This window comes from Curtobacterium sp. MCBA15_012 (assembly GCF_001864935.2).
Lineage (GTDB): Bacteria > Actinomycetota > Actinomycetes > Actinomycetales > Microbacteriaceae > Curtobacterium.
This window is the reverse complement of sequence record NZ_CP126267.1, coordinates 1,600,109-1,614,271: the sequence shown is the minus strand read 5'-3', so window position 1 is coordinate 1,614,271 and position 14,163 is coordinate 1,600,109. Positions and strand designations below refer to the sequence as shown.

Sequence of the window (14,163 nt, the reverse complement as noted above, 5' to 3'; positions counted from 1 at the left end):
CGTCACCGGGTGACGCCGGACCGGTCGGCCTCAGTGCCCGAGGGTCTCGCGGGGGTACTCGCCGAAGCGCTTGGCGTACGCCGCCGAGAACCGGCCGAGGTGTGCGAAGCCCCAGCGGACGGCGACCTCGGCCACCGTGGTCTCGCCCGGCGTGCCGCGCTGGAGTTCCTCGCGGACGCGGTCCATGCGGACGCCGCGGAGCATCGCGTTCGGTGCCGTGCCGACCTGCCGCTGGAACGCCTGCTGGAGTCCGCGGACACTGAGGCCGACGTGCTCGGCGACGTCGGTCGTCGTGATCGGCGTGTGCGCGAAGGCGTGCAGGAACTCGATCGCCTCGCGCACACGGCTGCTCGCTCCCTCGGGCACGGGTGCCGTCGGGGCGAGCTGGCGGTGCGGGAACGTGCGGAGCATCGCGAGGGCGGTGTCGCGTGCGGTCTCGGCCATCGCGATCGGCGACACCGGTGCCGACCCGAGCACGGTCTGCGCGGCCCGACGCACCTGGGCGTTCCAGGCGCGGAGGTCCTCGGCCCGCGGGGTCTGCGCGTGGTCGAACACGAGCGGACCCGGGGTGGTCTGTCCGAGCTCGGCCGCGATGCCCTCGAGGTAGCCCCGGTCGAAGTGCACCAGGCTCTCGCGGACGTCCTGGAGCTCGAAGCGGAAGGACCCCTCGGTCGGGAACACGACGGGTGTGCCCGGCGCGTAGCTGACCTCCTCGCCGCCGGCCGTGATCGTGCCACCGCCCTGCGAGGTCCACATCACGACGTACTCGTCGTCGGTGCCGGCCTCTCCGGCGGCACGCGCGTCGAACAGCGTCGAGCGGAACGACATCGTCTGGTCGCCGACCACCCGGAACCGGTACGAGAACGGACGTTCGGTGCGCGACCCGACGAACCCGGAGCCGTCGTACGCCCGTCCGAACGTGTCGAGGGCGTCACCGAGGTCGGTGCCCGCCGTCTCGAAGCGCGTCCGTGGGTCGGCGGGGGTCTGCATGGTCATCAGGGGGAGCGTCCCACCCGGCACGGGCGGTGTCCGGCGTGTCCGTCCAGCGTGCGTGGACCGTCTCCCGCCGTGCGGGAAGTGGATGACCGCCGCCCCCGCTCGGGTGACGAGCGGTACCGGGCAGGGGTCAGTGCCGGCCGCGGTGCGCGGTCCAGCGGTTCCCGTCGCCGACACGCTCGTAGCGGAGGTCCTCGACGACCATCTGCACGAGCGCGAGCCCGCGGCCGCTCTCGGCGAGCCCCTCGGGCAGGTGCGCCTTCGCGGGGTCGACCGGAACCGGCACCCCGTCGTCGGTGAGCAGCACCCGCACGTCGTCCGCCCCGACGTCGAGGCGGAGCGAACAGGAGACCGGGCGTCCGCCGGCGCCGTGCTCGATCACGTTCGAGGCGAGTTCGACCAGCGCCAGCTCGAGGGCCATCCGGTCCTCGACGGACACGTCGGGCTCGCGGTCCCACACGGACTCGAGGAACGTGTGCACCGCCGTGACGTCGTCCGGCGGGCAGGCGAGGTCGAGCACGTGGCCGCCCATGACGGGGCTCATCCCCAGTTCGTCACCGCGACGTCCCCGTCCGGGTACGTCCGCAGGATCTTGTCGATGTTCGAGAGCTTGAGCACCATCTGCACCTGCTCGGAAGGTGCCGCGATGCGCAGGTCACCGCCGGCCTGTCGCGCGGTCTTCAGGCAGCCGACCAGGGCGCCGAGGCCGGAGGAGTCCATGAACTCGACGCCGGACAGTTCGACGACGAGCCGAGCGCGCCCACCGTCGACCACTGTCGCGACGGTCTCGCGGAACGTCCCCGCGCTCACCATGTTGAGCCGGCCGCTGCACTCCAGCACCGCCGTGTCCGACGAGACCTCGTGTACCTGGATGTCCATGCAGCCGCCCTCCTGATCAGTGTCGGTGCACCCAGCAACCTACCGGGTCGGTGCCGTCAGCCGGTACGGTTCCTCCGCGTGGCGAGGACCTGGACGACGAGCGCGGCCGTGATGAGCACCGCCATCACGCCGCCCATCGCGAGTGCCGTCCCGCCGAGCGCGCCCGCGAGCGGGGTGCCGAGCCCGCCGAGTCCGAACGTCAGCCCGCCCTGGAGCGCCGCCGCGGTCCCGGGGTGCGCGGCCCCGACGTGCTGGGTCCTCGTCATCGCGGCGGGCAGCACGAACCCCCAGGCGCCGGTCACCACGGCGAGACCGCACCACACGGGCACCGGTCCGGCACCGGTCGACGCCGCGACGAGCACGACCGAGCTGCCGACCGCGCCGACGAGCAGGCCGGTGGTGAGCAGCGCGTCCTCGGAGAACCGGCCGACGACGCGGCGGAACACCAGGGTCGTCACCACCATCGCCGTCGCGTTCGTGGCGAACACGAGCGTGTAGCGCTGCTCGCTGAAGCCGAACTGCTGCTGGAACACGAACGAGCTCGTGGCGATGTACGCGAAGAAGCCCATGGTGGACAGCACCCCCGTCAGCACGTAGGCGCGGAACCTCCCGATCGCCAGCAGGTCGCGGATGCGTCGACCGTTCGCGCGGAACCCCGTCCCGCCCCGGGCCGACCGCGGGAGCGTCTCCCGGAAGCGCAGGACCACGGCGACCGCGAACACGACCCCGAGCGCGGCGAGCACCACGAACATCGCCCGCCAGGTCGACACCGTCAGCACCGCTCCCCCGGCCAGCGGTGCGACGACCGGGCCGAGGGCGTTGATCGCCGCCAGGGTGCCGAACACGCGGGCGGTCCGCGCGCCGGTCGTCGTGTCGGACACCATCGCCCGCCCGGCGACGGCACCCGCGGCCCCTGCCAGGCCCTGGACCACGCGCGCGGCGACCAGCGTCCCGACGTCGGGGGCGACGGCGCACCCGACCGAGGCGAGCGCGAACCCGACCGTCCCGACGAGCAGCAGCGGGCGGCGGCCGATGCCGTCGCTGACCGGACCGGCGAGGAGCTGGCCGACGGCGAACGCCACCAGGAACGCGGTCAGCGACAGCTGCACGGCGCCCGGAGTCGTGCCGAGTTCGCGTGCGATCGCCGGCAGCGCCGGGATGTACATGTCGGTCGCGAACGGCGAGACCCCGACGATGAGGGCGAGCGGGACGATCGGGGGCAGGGCGGCCCCGGTGGTGGCCGTCGAACCGGTCCCTGCGCGCTCCGTCGTCACGCGCGCCACGGTACGCGCCATCGAATCGGTTCGACGGGACCAGGGCCGCGGATGCGTGCGCATCGTGCGACACCGCGGCCGTCGGACGACAGCGGACGTGCCGCACGAGAGCGGCAGGCGGCGCGGGTGGGCGCGCGGGGCGACCCCGGACGGACGGGAGGCACGTGGCGGACCCGCCACGTGCCTCCCGTCCGTCACCGGGTCGCGGCGCGACCCGACCCGGTCACCCGGTGTTCTGCAGGCCGGCGGCGATGCCGTTCACGGTGAGCAGGAGCAGGCGGTGGTCGCCGTCCGTCGGGTCGGTGCTGCCGGACGTCCGGATCGCCCGGAGCGCGCGGAGCTGCAGGTGCGACAGGGCGTCGACGTACGGGCTGCGGAGGCGCACGGCGCGGGCGAGGACGGGACGGTCCTCGAGCACGTCGCTGCCGCCCGACACCCGGAGCACCCACTCGCGGGTGCGGAGCATCTCGTCGAGCACCTGCGCCGCGAGGTCGTCGCGGTCGGCGAGCTCGAGGTACCGGCGCGCGATCTGCTCGTCGGTCTTCGCGAGCGACATCTCGACGTTCTTGATCATCGCGCCGAACAGCGGCCACTCGCGGTACGCCGTGCGCAGCAGCTCGACGTCGCCGACCGCCTGCAGCGCGGACCCGAGGCCGTACCAGCCGGCGAGGTTGATGCGCGCCTGCGTCCACGAGAAGACCCACGGGATGGCCCGGAGGTCCTCGAGCGACTCGACGCTCAGGCCGCGACGGGCCGGGCGCGAGCCGAGGGGCAGCAGGCCGATCTCCTCCATCGGCGTGACCCGCGCGAACCAGGGCGCGAAGCCGTCGGCCTTGACGAGGTCGTAGAACGCGGCGCGGGAGACGTCGTCGAGCTGCTGCGCGAGGTCGGCGAACCGGTCTGCTGCGGCCGCGGTGCGGTCCTCGTTCGACGGCGACGACGCGAACAGCGTGGCCGAGGCCATCTGCTCGAGGTGCCGGGCGGCGATGTCCTGGTCGCCGTACTGGGCGAAGATGACCTCGCCCTGCTCGGTGAGCTTCAGGCGACCGTCGATCGACCCCGGCGGCTGCGCGAGGACGGCCTCGTTCGCGGGTCCGCCGCCGCGGCCGAGCGAGCCGCCACGGCCGTGGAACAGGGTCAGCTCGACGTCGTTGTCCTGCGCCCAGTCGGCGATCCGGGCCTGGGCGTCGTACAGCGCCAGGTTGGCCGACACCGGACCGACGTCCTTCGACGAGTCCGAGTACCCGAGCATGACCTCGAGTCGGCGCCCGGTCGCGGCCAGGCGGCGCTGGAAGGGCTCGGTGCGCACGGCCTCGTCGAGGATGTCGACGCTGGCGTGCAGGTCGGCGAAGGTCTCGAACAGCGGGATGACGTCGAGCACCGGCGCTGCCTCGGGCGAACCGAGCGCGGCGACGGCCAGCTCGTGCACGTTCGCCAGGTCGACGGGCGACTGGGTGAAGGAGACGATGTAGCGGTGCGCGGCGCGGACGCCGTACCGCTGCTGGAGCTCGGCGATCGTCCGGAAGACCGCGAGGACCTCCTCCGTGGTCTCGCTCAGCGGGCCACCCGCGCGGATCTCGGCGAGGGCGGTCCGGTGCACCTGCGAGTGCTGGCGGACCTCGAGCTCGGCCAGGTGGAAGCCGAAGGTCTCGACCTGCCAGACGAGGTTCTGCAGGTCGCCGTTCGCGGTCCGTGCCGCGCCGGCCGCGACGAGCGAGGCCTGGATGACCCGGAGGTCGGCGAGGAGCGCCTCGGGGCCGTCGTAGACGAGCGGGCCCTGACCGCGGCGGGTGGCACGGATGCGGGCGGCCACGAACAGCAGCGCCCGGCGGTGGGTCTCGTTCGGGGCGCGGACGCCGATGCGCTCGGCGATGCCCGGGTCGAGGGCCTCCTGCGCGGCGACGAGCGCCTGCAGCCCGGCGTCGGCCGGGGTCTCGGCGGCGTCGAGCGTCAGGGCCGACCCGATCCGGGTCGCGGCACGGGCGAGGCCGAGCAGGATGTGCTCGGAGGCGATCTCGGCCGCCTGCCGCGTGACGTCGGCGGTCACGTGCGGGTTGCCGTCGCGGTCGCCGCCGATCCAGGTGCCGAACCGGACGAACGCCGGGGCGGTCACCGGCACGCGACCGGCGTCGTCGCCGAGCAGCCGGTCGTCGAGCAGGCGGTACACCTGCGGCACGATCTCGAACAGCGTCTGGTCGAACACGCTCATCGCGGTGCGGACCTCGTCGAGCGGGGTCGGCCGGGTCGTGCGGAGCGGCGAGGTGCGGAGGAGGGTCGTGATCTCCTCGAGCAGCCGGCGCTCGTTCTCGGCACGCGCGGTGGCGTTGCGGGCGCGGTCGCGCTCGTCGATGAGGTCGGTGATCCGGCGGACCGCCGTGGTCACCGCGCGACGGCGGGCCTCGGTCGGGTGCGCGGTGAGGACCGGGTGGAACCGGAGGTCGCGGAGCCGCTCGGCAGCGGCGTCGGCGCCGACCTGCTCGACCAGCGACGCGTAGGTCGCGGGGAACGAGTCGCCCGCGACGCCGCCGTCGTCGCCGCGACCGCGGAGGACCCGGACGCGGTGGTGCTCCTCGGCGAGGTTCGTGAGGTGGAAGTACGTCGTGAACGCCTGGGCCACCGCCTCGGCGCGCTCGGCCGACATGCCGGCCACGATCGCCTCGGCCCGCGCGGCACCCTCGGCGTCGGAGCCCTCGTAGGCCCCGATCACCGCGGCCCGCAGGTCCTCGACGTCGTGCAGCAGGTCCTCGCCACCGGTCTCCCGCAGCACCCGCCCGAGCAGGTTGCCGAGGTACCGCACGTCCGCGCGCAGGTCGCTGTCGACCGCTCCGCTGACGTCGTCCCGTGCGCGCCCGTGGCGCGTCGATCCGTCGATCGCCGTCATGGGTTCCTCTCACGTCCGCCGGGCACGCGGCCCGGGTCCCCAGCAGCGTACCGGCGGACGGCGACGCGTGACGACGCGTGACGAGGACCGTCCGGACGGACTCCGAGCGGTGCGACGGCGCCGGTGCTCAGGCCGTCGCGGCGGGGGCGCCGTGCCCGATGGACCGCAGCACCGCACGGTCGAGCGACGCGGCCAGGTCGACCTCGGCGAGGACGGCCTCGCGCTCCTCGGCCGACCACGGGGCGGCGTCGAGTTCGGCACGGTAGGTGTCCTCGAACGCCGCCGGGTCGGCGACCTGGTCGAAGATCGTGAAGAGCACGCCGTTCGTGTCGAAGCCGAACCGCTCCTCGAGCAGCCGGGCGAGCGACGGGCCGCCGCTGAGGTCGCCGAGGTACCGCGTGTAGTGGTGCGCCACGAACCCGCCGGGCGACGTCGCCGCGACCTCGTTCAGGCGTCGGACGTACGCCGTGGTGGCGGGCGTCGGGCAGCACAGCTCCGACCAGTCCGGGCCGACGAGGTACTCGAGGTCGGCGCGGATCGCGGGCAGCCGGGTGAGCTGCGCCGTGACGAACGGCGCCGCGACGGGGTGGTCCGCCATCCGTTCGGCGGCCCGTTCGAGTGCGGCGTACACGACGGCGTACTGTCCGAGCAGGTCGGCGTAGTCGGCGACCTCGCACTCCCCCGCGAGCAGTCCGTGGGCCCCGGACGTGCCGGCGGCCGCGTCCGATCGGCCCGCCCGCCGCCGCAGCAGCTCGGAGAACGTCGTCACGGTCGCACCCATGAGGTAAAGCTAACCTCAGTGCTCGGAACGTCAAGCAGCCCACTGACAGGAAGTCCCCCGATGACCCCCAGCCCGAAGCGCCAGCAGCACGTCTTCGTCGTCGAGCGGACCGAACGGCTGACGCCGCACATGGTCCGCGTCCACCTCGGCGGGCCGGCCTTCCGGGACTTCGTCGACGGCACCGACCCGGACCGGCTCGCGGCGACCGACAAGTACGTCAAGCTGCTGCTCGCCCCGCCGTCGTCCGGGCTCACCCCGCCGTACGACCTCGAGGCGCTCCGCACCGCCCTGCCGAAGCACGAGCGGCCCGCGCGCCGCACGTACACCGTGCGCGCCGTCGACCACGCGGCGGGGACGATCGCGATCGACTTCGTCGTGCACGGCGACGACGGCCTCGCCGGGCCCTGGGCGGCCGCCGCCCGTCCCGGGGACCTGCTCGCGCTGAGCGGCCCGGGCGGCGGGTACACGCCGTCCACCGAACCGGCCGTCACGCACGTGCTGCTCGGCGACGACAGCGCCCTGCCCGCGATCGGCGCCGCCCTGGAGGCGATGCCCGCCACCGCGCAGGGCGTCGCGCTCGTCGAGGTGGCCGGTGCCGAGGACGAGCAGGCGCTCGTGGTGCCCGCCGGGGTCGACCTGCGGTGGCTGCACCGCGACGCCACCGGCGCCGAGCCGGGCACGCTCCTGCTGGCGGCGGCGCGCGCACTGCCCCGCGCCTCCCGACCGGTCCGGGTCTTCGCGCACGGCGAGCGGACCGCGGTCAAGGCGATCCGTCGGCTGCTGCAGGACGACTGGGGACTCGACAAGGCCGACCTGTCGCTGTCGGCGTACTGGGCGCTCGGCCGTGCCGAGGACCGGTTCCAGGAGGAGAAGCGCGAACCCGTCGGCATGGTGTTCCCGGACTGACGCGGGCGCGCGGCGGCCGCCGCGGTCGCGGTGGGCTGCGGCCGCCGCGGTCGCTGTCGTCGCGGCTGCGCGCTCCGGTGCGGCCGGGAGGCGCGGTGCACGTCGGTGGGTGCGGCTAGCGTCCGGCGCGTGGTCACCGCGAAGCGCACCCCTCCCGTCCCCGACGGCCGTGCGGGCGACCGCGCGCGGTGCGCGATCCCCGGGTGCGACGGCGACGCACTGCCCGCCGTCGCGGCCGTGCTGCCGCTGTGCGCGGGGCACGTCGCGCTCGTGGCCGACCTGGCCGCCGAGCACACCGGTGTCGAGGACGTGCTGCCCGGGCCGTGCCCGCTGTGCGGGTCGCGGAGCGGCGTCCGGTTCCCGTCGGGCAGCCTGTGCGCCGTGTGCGAGTGGCCGTGGGGCGACGTGCCGGACGGCGACCTCGCGCCGCCCCGCGTCGACGTCGTCTACTACCTGCGGCAGCGCGACGACTTCGGCGACCGGATCAAGATCGGCACGACGACGAACCCGCGGCAGCGCCTGGCGGCGGTCCCGCACCAGGAGCTCCTGGCGTTCGAACGGGGCGACCGCACGCTCGAACGCCGACGGCACCGCGCGTTCGCGGCCGACCGGTACCCGCGCACCGAGTGGTTCCGGACGACCCCGGCACTGCTCGCGCACGTCGCGGTGGTCGGGGCCGGGGTCACCGACCCGTGGGCGCTGCACGCGCGGTGGACGAGCGAGGCGCTGGCCCTGCGGGGGTGACGCACGACGCCCGCCGAACGGGTGGTCGGCGGGCGTCGGGGCGGGGCCGTGCCCGTGCCGGCACCGGTGCGGTGCCGGCACGCTCGCGCTCGCTCTCGCTCGGGTGCGCGTGCCCGGCGTCAGCGTCAGGCGTCAGGCGTCAGGCGTCAGGCGGCAACGGTCGCCGCTCCCGCCCGGTCCGCCGCGGCGTCGTCACGGAGGAACCGGTCGGCCGTGCGGAGCGACAGCGCCATGATCGTCAGCGCCGGGTTGGCGATGACCGCGCTCGGGAACACCGAGTTGTCGCAGATCCACATGTTCGGCACGTCCCACGACCGGCCTGCCGGGTCGACGACCGAGCTGCCGCCGTCGGCCCCCATGCGCGCGGTGCCGATGGTGTGCGCCGTGCGCTCGAGCACGCGGACGTCGGTGCCGCCCGCCGCCTCGACGATCGCGGTCATGGTGCGGACGGCGTGGGCGCGGATGGCGTCCTCGTTGCTGCCGGGCGAGAACGACACCCGGGCCCGCGGGACACCGTGCTCGTCGAGCTCGTCGGACAGCACGAGCCGGTTGTCGACGTACGGCAGGCACTCGGCGTTGATCCCGACGCCGGCCGTCCGGGGGTAGTCGCGCATCGCCCGCACCAACTCGGCGCCGCGCAGCCCGCCGCCGCGCACGAGCGTCGTGGCGAAGGTCAGCGGCTGCACCCCCAGGCTCTGGATGAGGTAGCCACCCGCGAAGTCGGCGTCGGCCGGGCGGACGAAGTCCTCGGTGATGATCGACGACGGGTACCCGCGGTAGGAGCGCATCGACTCGTCGAAGGTCGCCCAGACCTGGGTCGCACCGTGCGCCGTGAAGTTCCGGCCCACCTGGCCGCTGCTGTTCGCCAGGCCCGTGTGCAGGAGCAGGCGTGCCGTCTCGACCCCGCCCGCTGCGAGCACGAGGGACCGGCAGCGCTGGCGGCGCTCCTGGCCGTCGCGCGTGTAGAGCACGGCGCTGACGCGTCCGGACCCGTCGAGCTCGATGCCGTGCACGAACGAGCCGGGTCGGATCTCCGCGCCGAACGCCACGGCGGCGGGCAGGTAGGTGGTGTCCATCGACACCTTCGCGCCGTTGCGGCAGCCCTGGTGGCAGGACCCGCACGAGACGCAGGCCTGGCGGAGGCCGTGGTGCTCCTGGTGCCGGTCCTCGGTGGTGAGCGCGACCGGGGCGTCGGTGGCGGTGATGCCGAGCGCCGCGGTGCCGCGCATCATCATGTCCGAGGACGCGTTCCGGGCGGGCGGGCCCATCCGGTAGCGGCGTGCGGGGTCCCACGGGTAGTGCGCGGGGCCGGCGACGCCGACCTCGTGCTCCACGCGCTCGATGTACGCGGTCAGCTCGGCGTGGTCGACCGGCCAGTCCTCGCCCTGCCCGGACTCGGTGCGCAGGCGCAGGTCGTGGGTGCTCGGCCGCGGGGTGAACGCGCCCCAGTGCAGGGTCGACCCGCCCACGCCCGTGCCGCTGTTGTTCGGGCCGAACGCGGTCGGGGCGGACCCGCCGCTGATCCGCTCGTCCATCCAGTTGATGTCCGCCGGCGCCTCGACCTCGTCGGGCAGGTGGTCCTCGGGTTCGGTGTTGCGGCCGGCCTCGAGGGCGACCGCGGTCAGGCCCTCGCGGGCGAGCCGGGCGAGCAGCGGAGCACCGCCGGCACCCGTGCCCACGACGACCACGTCGACGACCTCGTCGTCCTGGTAGCGGCGCTGTGCGTCGAGTCTCATCGTCGTGCTCCCTCTGGTTCCCATGCTTCGCGTTGCCCGGCTCCGAGCAACTGGAAGCCCTGTTTGCGGACGCCGTCGCCGCCGTTGGCGTAGCCGTCGTAGTCGATCTCGGACATGGTCGCGGGGTGCGCCAACCACTGCTTCACCAGGTCCACGCTGGCGTCCTCGAACCAGGCGCGCAGCGCCCCGGCGTCGAGCGGGCCGTCCGACCGGTGGCGACCGGCGGCGACGGCCTCGAGGACCGCATCGAGGTCCCCGCCGTCGACCACCGGGGCGAGCACGTCGAGTGCCGCCCGGTACGCCTCGACGTCGGTCGGCAGACCGTCGGGCCGCCAGCCGTCGCCCGCGCCGGCGGCGAGCTGGGCGTCCACGCGCAGGGCCAGGTCGACGTGGTGCGGGCCGGGCTGCGGGACGACCGTGCGGGCCACGGCGCGCAGGGTGTCGAGCTGCCGACGGGTGAGCGCGGCGGGCTCGGCGGCGGGGTCGTCCGCGAGGGAGCGCACCGCGAAGACGCCGCGCGTGCGGGCGCTGACCCGGGGCGAGGCGATCACGCGCACCGCGCCGGCGGGGACGGCCGGCGCGTGCGCGACCCGGCGGTTCCAGAAGTCACGCACGACCGCAGCGACCTCGAGCGGACGCTCCCACGGCAGCAGGTGCGCCGCACCGTCGACGACGTGCAGCTCGGCGGCGGGCCAGTGCGGCATCGTCAGGCGTCGCTGGGCGTCGGCGTCGAGGTCGCCGTCCTCGGCCCCGGCGATCACGAGCGTCGGGACGGGGTTCGGCACGGCGTCGGCCGACCAGTCCTCGCGGCTGCCGCGGAGCAGCCAGTCCCGCCAGGCGCGGGGGTCCGTGCGCTCGACGTCGTGCACGGCCATCTCGTGCCGGTCGGGCGGCAGGACCTCGGCGGTGTTCGCGTCGACGAACGCGGCGGCGTGGTCCGGGCGGATGCGACCGTCCTCGGCCCACGAGAGCATCGAAGCGCGACGGTCCTCGGCCATGGGCTCGGGCGACAGCGGCGAGGCCGCGAGCAGCACGACGGCGCGGAGCCCGAACAGGCCGTTCGCACCGGAGACGGTGCGGTCCGCGACCACCGTGGCGACCTTGCCGCCCATCGAGTGGCCGACGAGCACCCACTCGGTGGCGCCGCTCGCCCCGACGGCGCGCTCGACGGCGACGGCCATCTCCTCGACCGTCGTGCCGGCCGAGGCCGGGCTGCGACCGAAGCCGGGGAGGTCGATCCCGACCAGGTCGAGGTCGCCGGCGAGCTCGGACCGGAGCAGCACGAACTCCTCCGAACTCGACCCGAGGGCGTGGAGGCAGAACACGGTCGCAGTCATCGTTCGTTCCTACCGGCGGCTCGGCGTCGGTCTCAGGCTGGCGTACCCCGTTGCCGTACCCCGACCGCGGTCGTCGGCGGCGCGGGCGGAGGGCGCGGTCACCGGGCGTAGGCGTCGACGAACAGCGGTCCGCGCAGGTCGCGCAGCGTGTCGGCGAGCTGGTCGACGGTCCGCCGGGAGATGCCCGACACCTGCAGGTCGTACGGGCCGAGCGCGGGCAGGCGTCCGGTGCGGATGCGGACGACCTCCCAGCCGACACTCCGCACCGCACGGTCCTTCCGCCGGTCGGTCTCCTGCCGCGGACCGACGTGCTCGAGCCCGTGGCGGCCCGTGCTGTCGTACTCGATCGCGACGCGGAGCTCCGGCAGGACGATGTCCGGCCAGGCCTCGACGTGGTCGAAGAACGGTCGGTCGAGGCGGATCGCCGTGTGCGAGAACGTGAACGCGAAGCGCTCCTGCAGGGCCGCGCGGAGGTCCGCCTCGACCGCGGACGCGGTGGCCGGCGCGCACGTGCTCGTGAAGGACTCGCCCGACGGCAGTCGCGGGGTCTTCGGGCAGACGACCCGCGGGATCGGCTGCCCGGAACGCACCGGTGCGCCACCGCCGACCGGTCCGCCACCGCGCACGGGCGCACCGCCACCCCGGACGGGGCCACCACCGCGGACGGGCGCACCGCCACGGACGGGCCGACGACGGGTCGAGGCCACCGCACCGGGCGGGAGGCCGCCGGACGGGACGGCACCGGGCAGCGCCCCGACGGCCGCCGGTCCGCGCGCGGCTGCGGCTCCCCCGCGCGCCGACGGCAGGGTCTGGCGCCCGACGCTCCGGACGGCGCGCTGCGGGACGGGCACCGACGCCGGCCAGTCCTCGGGCAGCACGGGCCACCGCTGCGGCTGTGCCTGGACCTGGCACTCCGGGCACCACACCGAGCGGCGGCGTTCGCGGCCCGGCCGGGAGCGCTGCTCGGCGGGGGTCGCGACGAAGACGTGGCCGACGTCGCACTCCCACGTGAGCAGGACCTCGGCGAGCGGCGGCACCTGGGTCAGGACGACCCCGTGGTTCCACTCCGGGTGGTACTGCCGGACCAGGACCGGGTACGAGGCCCACGCTTCACGGAAGGTCCCGACGGCGTACGGCACGGCTGTGCCGCGCGACCACTGTCGCCGGCGCCACCAGGCGTCCACGGGTTCCACCACGTGGGCCACCGTAGGCACCGCCACCGACAGCGCCGACCGCCGCCGCACGAGCGCGCGACCGGCCGCGCGACCGGTCCCGCCCGCGTCCGGTCGCTCGTGCCCGCGGGTCAGTCCTGCGGCGGCGTCGCGAAGGTGAAGCGCTCCGGCCCGGACTCGGACCCGTCGTCGAGCACCCGGATCCCGGCCTCGCGGCAGGCGGTGACCCCGTCGCGGTGCACCCGCTCGGGTCGTGGACGGCGGGGCACACCGGCCGCCCCGAAGACCGCCCAGGCGTTCGCGGCCGCGGCGCTCGTGAAGCGCGTGCTGTACCGCACCCCCGCGAACCCCGCGGCGTCGAACGCGCGCGCCCAGGCCTGCGGCACGCGGTAGTCGCCCATCGTCTGGAGCTCGGCGCCCACCCCGGAGCGCACGGCCGCCGGGTGCGTGACGTCGGCGAAGCGTCGCCCGCGGGACGCCCGGGCCGCGACGACGACCATCTCCCGGGCCCGCGACGCGAACACCGTGTTCGTCGAGAGCACGTGGTGCGCCAGGCGCTCCCGGACGGCGACCTCGACCGCGTCCGCCCAGTAGCAGGTGCCCCGCGGCACGGCGAGGTCGAACCGGCCGCCGTCGACACCGTCGGCGTCGGGCTCGGTGCTCGCGAACCACCACGCGCCACGGTCGTGCCGCTTCGCCCGGTAGAACGTCGTGCCCCGCGACTCCTCGGCCGGGAAGTCGGTCAGGTCGAGGTCGGGTCGCGGGCGCCGCTGGGCGACCTCGTTGCGGTCCGGTGTCACGCGTCGGCCGCCCACGCGGTCGCCGCCCGACGGGCCGCCGCGAGCACCTGTTCCTCGCGGCCGTCGCGGAGCGCCTGGGCGGCCGTGGTCCCGCCGAACTCCTCGGCCTCGGTGTTCAGCCAGAGCGCACTCCCCCACGGGTCGATGCGGTCGGGGTCGACGAGCGCGAGGACCTGGCGCAGGTGCGGCAACGGGCTGCCGGACACGCCGAACTGGAACGACGGGAAGACGAGGCTGCCGTCGCCGATCTTCAGGCCGATGAGGTCGCGCTTCGCCGTCGCCTTGCTGAGCGCCTGGCGGGTCACCCCGCGCCACGCCGCGAGGGTCGGCGTGTCGTAGAACGGCCCGATCAGGGCGTCGGCCTCGTGCTTGACCGAAGGGAGTGCCGCGACCATCCGGTCGGCGAGCAGCTCGACGTCGACGCCGGAGTCGAGCGCCCCGGCCGCGCGTCCGCTCTCGATGCGGCGTCGGAGCGCGTCGAGCAGTGCGGCACCGTCCGCCCCGACGCCCGGACGCCCGGCCTGCTCGTGTCGTGCCTGTGTGGTCGCAGCCATGGTTCCTCCTGTCAACCCAGTCAACCACGGGGGACCGTGCTTCGACAACTCCGTCAACCTCTCGGGAGCACTCGGCACGCGGACACGACCACACCGACGACGG

At 74.9% G+C, this 14,163-nt stretch carries 13 protein-coding genes; 2 read left to right on the top strand and 11 right to left on the bottom strand.

From position 1 onward, the window contains the following. Nucleotides 1-30 precede the first annotated feature (30 nt). The 6 genes from QOL15_RS07440 to QOL15_RS07415 form a co-directional block, all read right to left on the bottom strand. Entirely contained in the window at nucleotides 31-996 is a 966-nt protein-coding gene (locus QOL15_RS07440) for an AraC family transcriptional regulator (protein ID WP_071246828.1), read from the bottom strand. Nucleotides 997-1,126: 130 nt separating this feature from the next. After that, nucleotides 1,127-1,540, bottom strand: a complete 414-nt coding sequence (locus QOL15_RS07435; protein WP_253181523.1) for an ATP-binding protein — start codon at nucleotides 1,538-1,540, stop codon at nucleotides 1,127-1,129. After that, nucleotides 1,537-1,875 carry an STAS domain-containing protein gene (locus QOL15_RS07430; RefSeq protein ID WP_071246826.1) on the bottom strand — a complete coding sequence of 113 codons (339 nt, stop codon included), beginning with the start codon at nucleotides 1,873-1,875 and terminating at the stop codon, nucleotides 1,537-1,539. Before QOL15_RS07430 ends, QOL15_RS07435 begins: the two co-directional genes overlap by 4 nt. Nucleotides 1,876-1,931: 56 nt before the next feature. Beyond that, nucleotides 1,932-3,149: a multidrug effflux MFS transporter gene (locus QOL15_RS07425; RefSeq protein WP_254784100.1), complete on the bottom strand. Its 1,218-nt coding sequence runs from the start codon at nucleotides 3,147-3,149 to the stop codon at nucleotides 1,932-1,934. Between the two features lie 223 nt (nucleotides 3,150-3,372). Then, complete coding sequence (locus QOL15_RS07420) at nucleotides 3,373-6,030, bottom strand: phosphoenolpyruvate carboxylase (RefSeq protein WP_071246824.1); 2,658 nt, start codon at nucleotides 6,028-6,030, stop codon at nucleotides 3,373-3,375. 127 nt (nucleotides 6,031-6,157) lie between these two features. Continuing rightward, nucleotides 6,158-6,811, bottom strand: a complete 654-nt coding sequence (locus QOL15_RS07415) for a heme oxygenase (biliverdin-producing) (protein WP_071246822.1) — start codon at nucleotides 6,809-6,811, stop codon at nucleotides 6,158-6,160. Nucleotides 6,812-6,871: 60 nt separating this feature from the next. On the opposite strand from QOL15_RS07415, the gene QOL15_RS07410 reads away from it, so the two are divergent. Both QOL15_RS07410 and QOL15_RS07405 read left to right on the top strand, forming a co-directional pair. Then, nucleotides 6,872-7,717: a siderophore-interacting protein gene (locus tag QOL15_RS07410; protein ID WP_071246820.1), complete on the top strand. Its 846-nt coding sequence runs from the start codon at nucleotides 6,872-6,874 to the stop codon at nucleotides 7,715-7,717. 129 nt (nucleotides 7,718-7,846) lie between these two features. Next, nucleotides 7,847-8,461 (top strand): GIY-YIG nuclease family protein, encoded by a 615-nt coding sequence (locus tag QOL15_RS07405; RefSeq protein ID WP_065959388.1) that lies wholly within the window; start codon nucleotides 7,847-7,849, stop codon nucleotides 8,459-8,461. 146 nt (nucleotides 8,462-8,607) lie between these two features. Here the strand turns inward: QOL15_RS07405 and QOL15_RS07400 are convergent, their stop codons facing one another. The 5 genes from QOL15_RS07400 to QOL15_RS07380 all read right to left on the bottom strand — a co-directional run bounded on the left by QOL15_RS07400 (nucleotide 8,608) and on the right by QOL15_RS07380 (nucleotide 14,060). Beyond that, nucleotides 8,608-10,197, bottom strand: coding sequence for a GMC family oxidoreductase (locus QOL15_RS07400; RefSeq protein ID WP_071246818.1), 1,590 nt, complete (start codon nucleotides 10,195-10,197; stop codon nucleotides 8,608-8,610). Beyond that, nucleotides 10,194-11,534, bottom strand: a complete 1,341-nt coding sequence (locus QOL15_RS07395) for an alpha/beta fold hydrolase (RefSeq protein ID WP_083393950.1) — start codon at nucleotides 11,532-11,534, stop codon at nucleotides 10,194-10,196. The genes QOL15_RS07400 and QOL15_RS07395 overlap by 4 nt, the downstream gene beginning before the upstream one ends. A gap of 98 nt (nucleotides 11,535-11,632) precedes the next feature. Beyond that, a complete protein-coding gene (locus QOL15_RS07390) occupies nucleotides 11,633-12,730 on the bottom strand; it encodes a hypothetical protein (protein WP_071246816.1) in 1,098 nt (365 codons plus the stop codon). A gap of 107 nt (nucleotides 12,731-12,837) precedes the next feature. Then, nucleotides 12,838-13,506 (bottom strand): RES family NAD+ phosphorylase, encoded by a 669-nt coding sequence (locus QOL15_RS07385; protein WP_139197433.1) that lies wholly within the window; start codon nucleotides 13,504-13,506, stop codon nucleotides 12,838-12,840. Then, complete coding sequence (locus tag QOL15_RS07380) at nucleotides 13,503-14,060, bottom strand: hypothetical protein (RefSeq protein ID WP_083229962.1); 558 nt, start codon at nucleotides 14,058-14,060, stop codon at nucleotides 13,503-13,505. Before QOL15_RS07380 ends, QOL15_RS07385 begins: the two co-directional genes overlap by 4 nt. Nucleotides 14,061-14,163 lie beyond the last annotated feature (103 nt).

What these genes read in the sequence shown, in the direction of transcription:
- QOL15_RS07440 (WP_071246828.1), bottom strand. Translation starts at nt 996, where the DNA reads ATGACCATGCAGACCCCCGCCGACCCACGGACGCGCTTCGAGACGGCG.
- QOL15_RS07430 (WP_071246826.1), bottom strand. Translation starts at nt 1,875, where the DNA reads ATGGACATCCAGGTACACGAGGTCTCGTCGGACACGGCGGTGCTGGAG.
- QOL15_RS07395 (WP_083393950.1), bottom strand. Translation starts at nt 11,534, where the DNA reads ATGACTGCGACCGTGTTCTGCCTCCACGCCCTCGGGTCGAGTTCGGAG.
- QOL15_RS07400 (WP_071246818.1), bottom strand. Translation starts at nt 10,197, where the DNA reads ATGAGACTCGACGCACAGCGCCGCTACCAGGACGACGAGGTCGTCGAC.
- QOL15_RS07435 (WP_253181523.1), bottom strand. Translation starts at nt 1,540, where the DNA reads ATGAGCCCCGTCATGGGCGGCCACGTGCTCGACCTCGCCTGCCCGCCG.
- QOL15_RS07410 (WP_071246820.1), top strand. Translation starts at nt 6,872, where the DNA reads ATGACCCCCAGCCCGAAGCGCCAGCAGCACGTCTTCGTCGTCGAGCGG.
- QOL15_RS07415 (WP_071246822.1), bottom strand. Translation starts at nt 6,811, where the DNA reads ATGGGTGCGACCGTGACGACGTTCTCCGAGCTGCTGCGGCGGCGGGCG.
- QOL15_RS07420 (WP_071246824.1), bottom strand. Translation starts at nt 6,030, where the DNA reads ATGACGGCGATCGACGGATCGACGCGCCACGGGCGCGCACGGGACGAC.
- QOL15_RS07380 (WP_083229962.1), bottom strand. Translation starts at nt 14,060, where the DNA reads ATGGCTGCGACCACACAGGCACGACACGAGCAGGCCGGGCGTCCGGGC.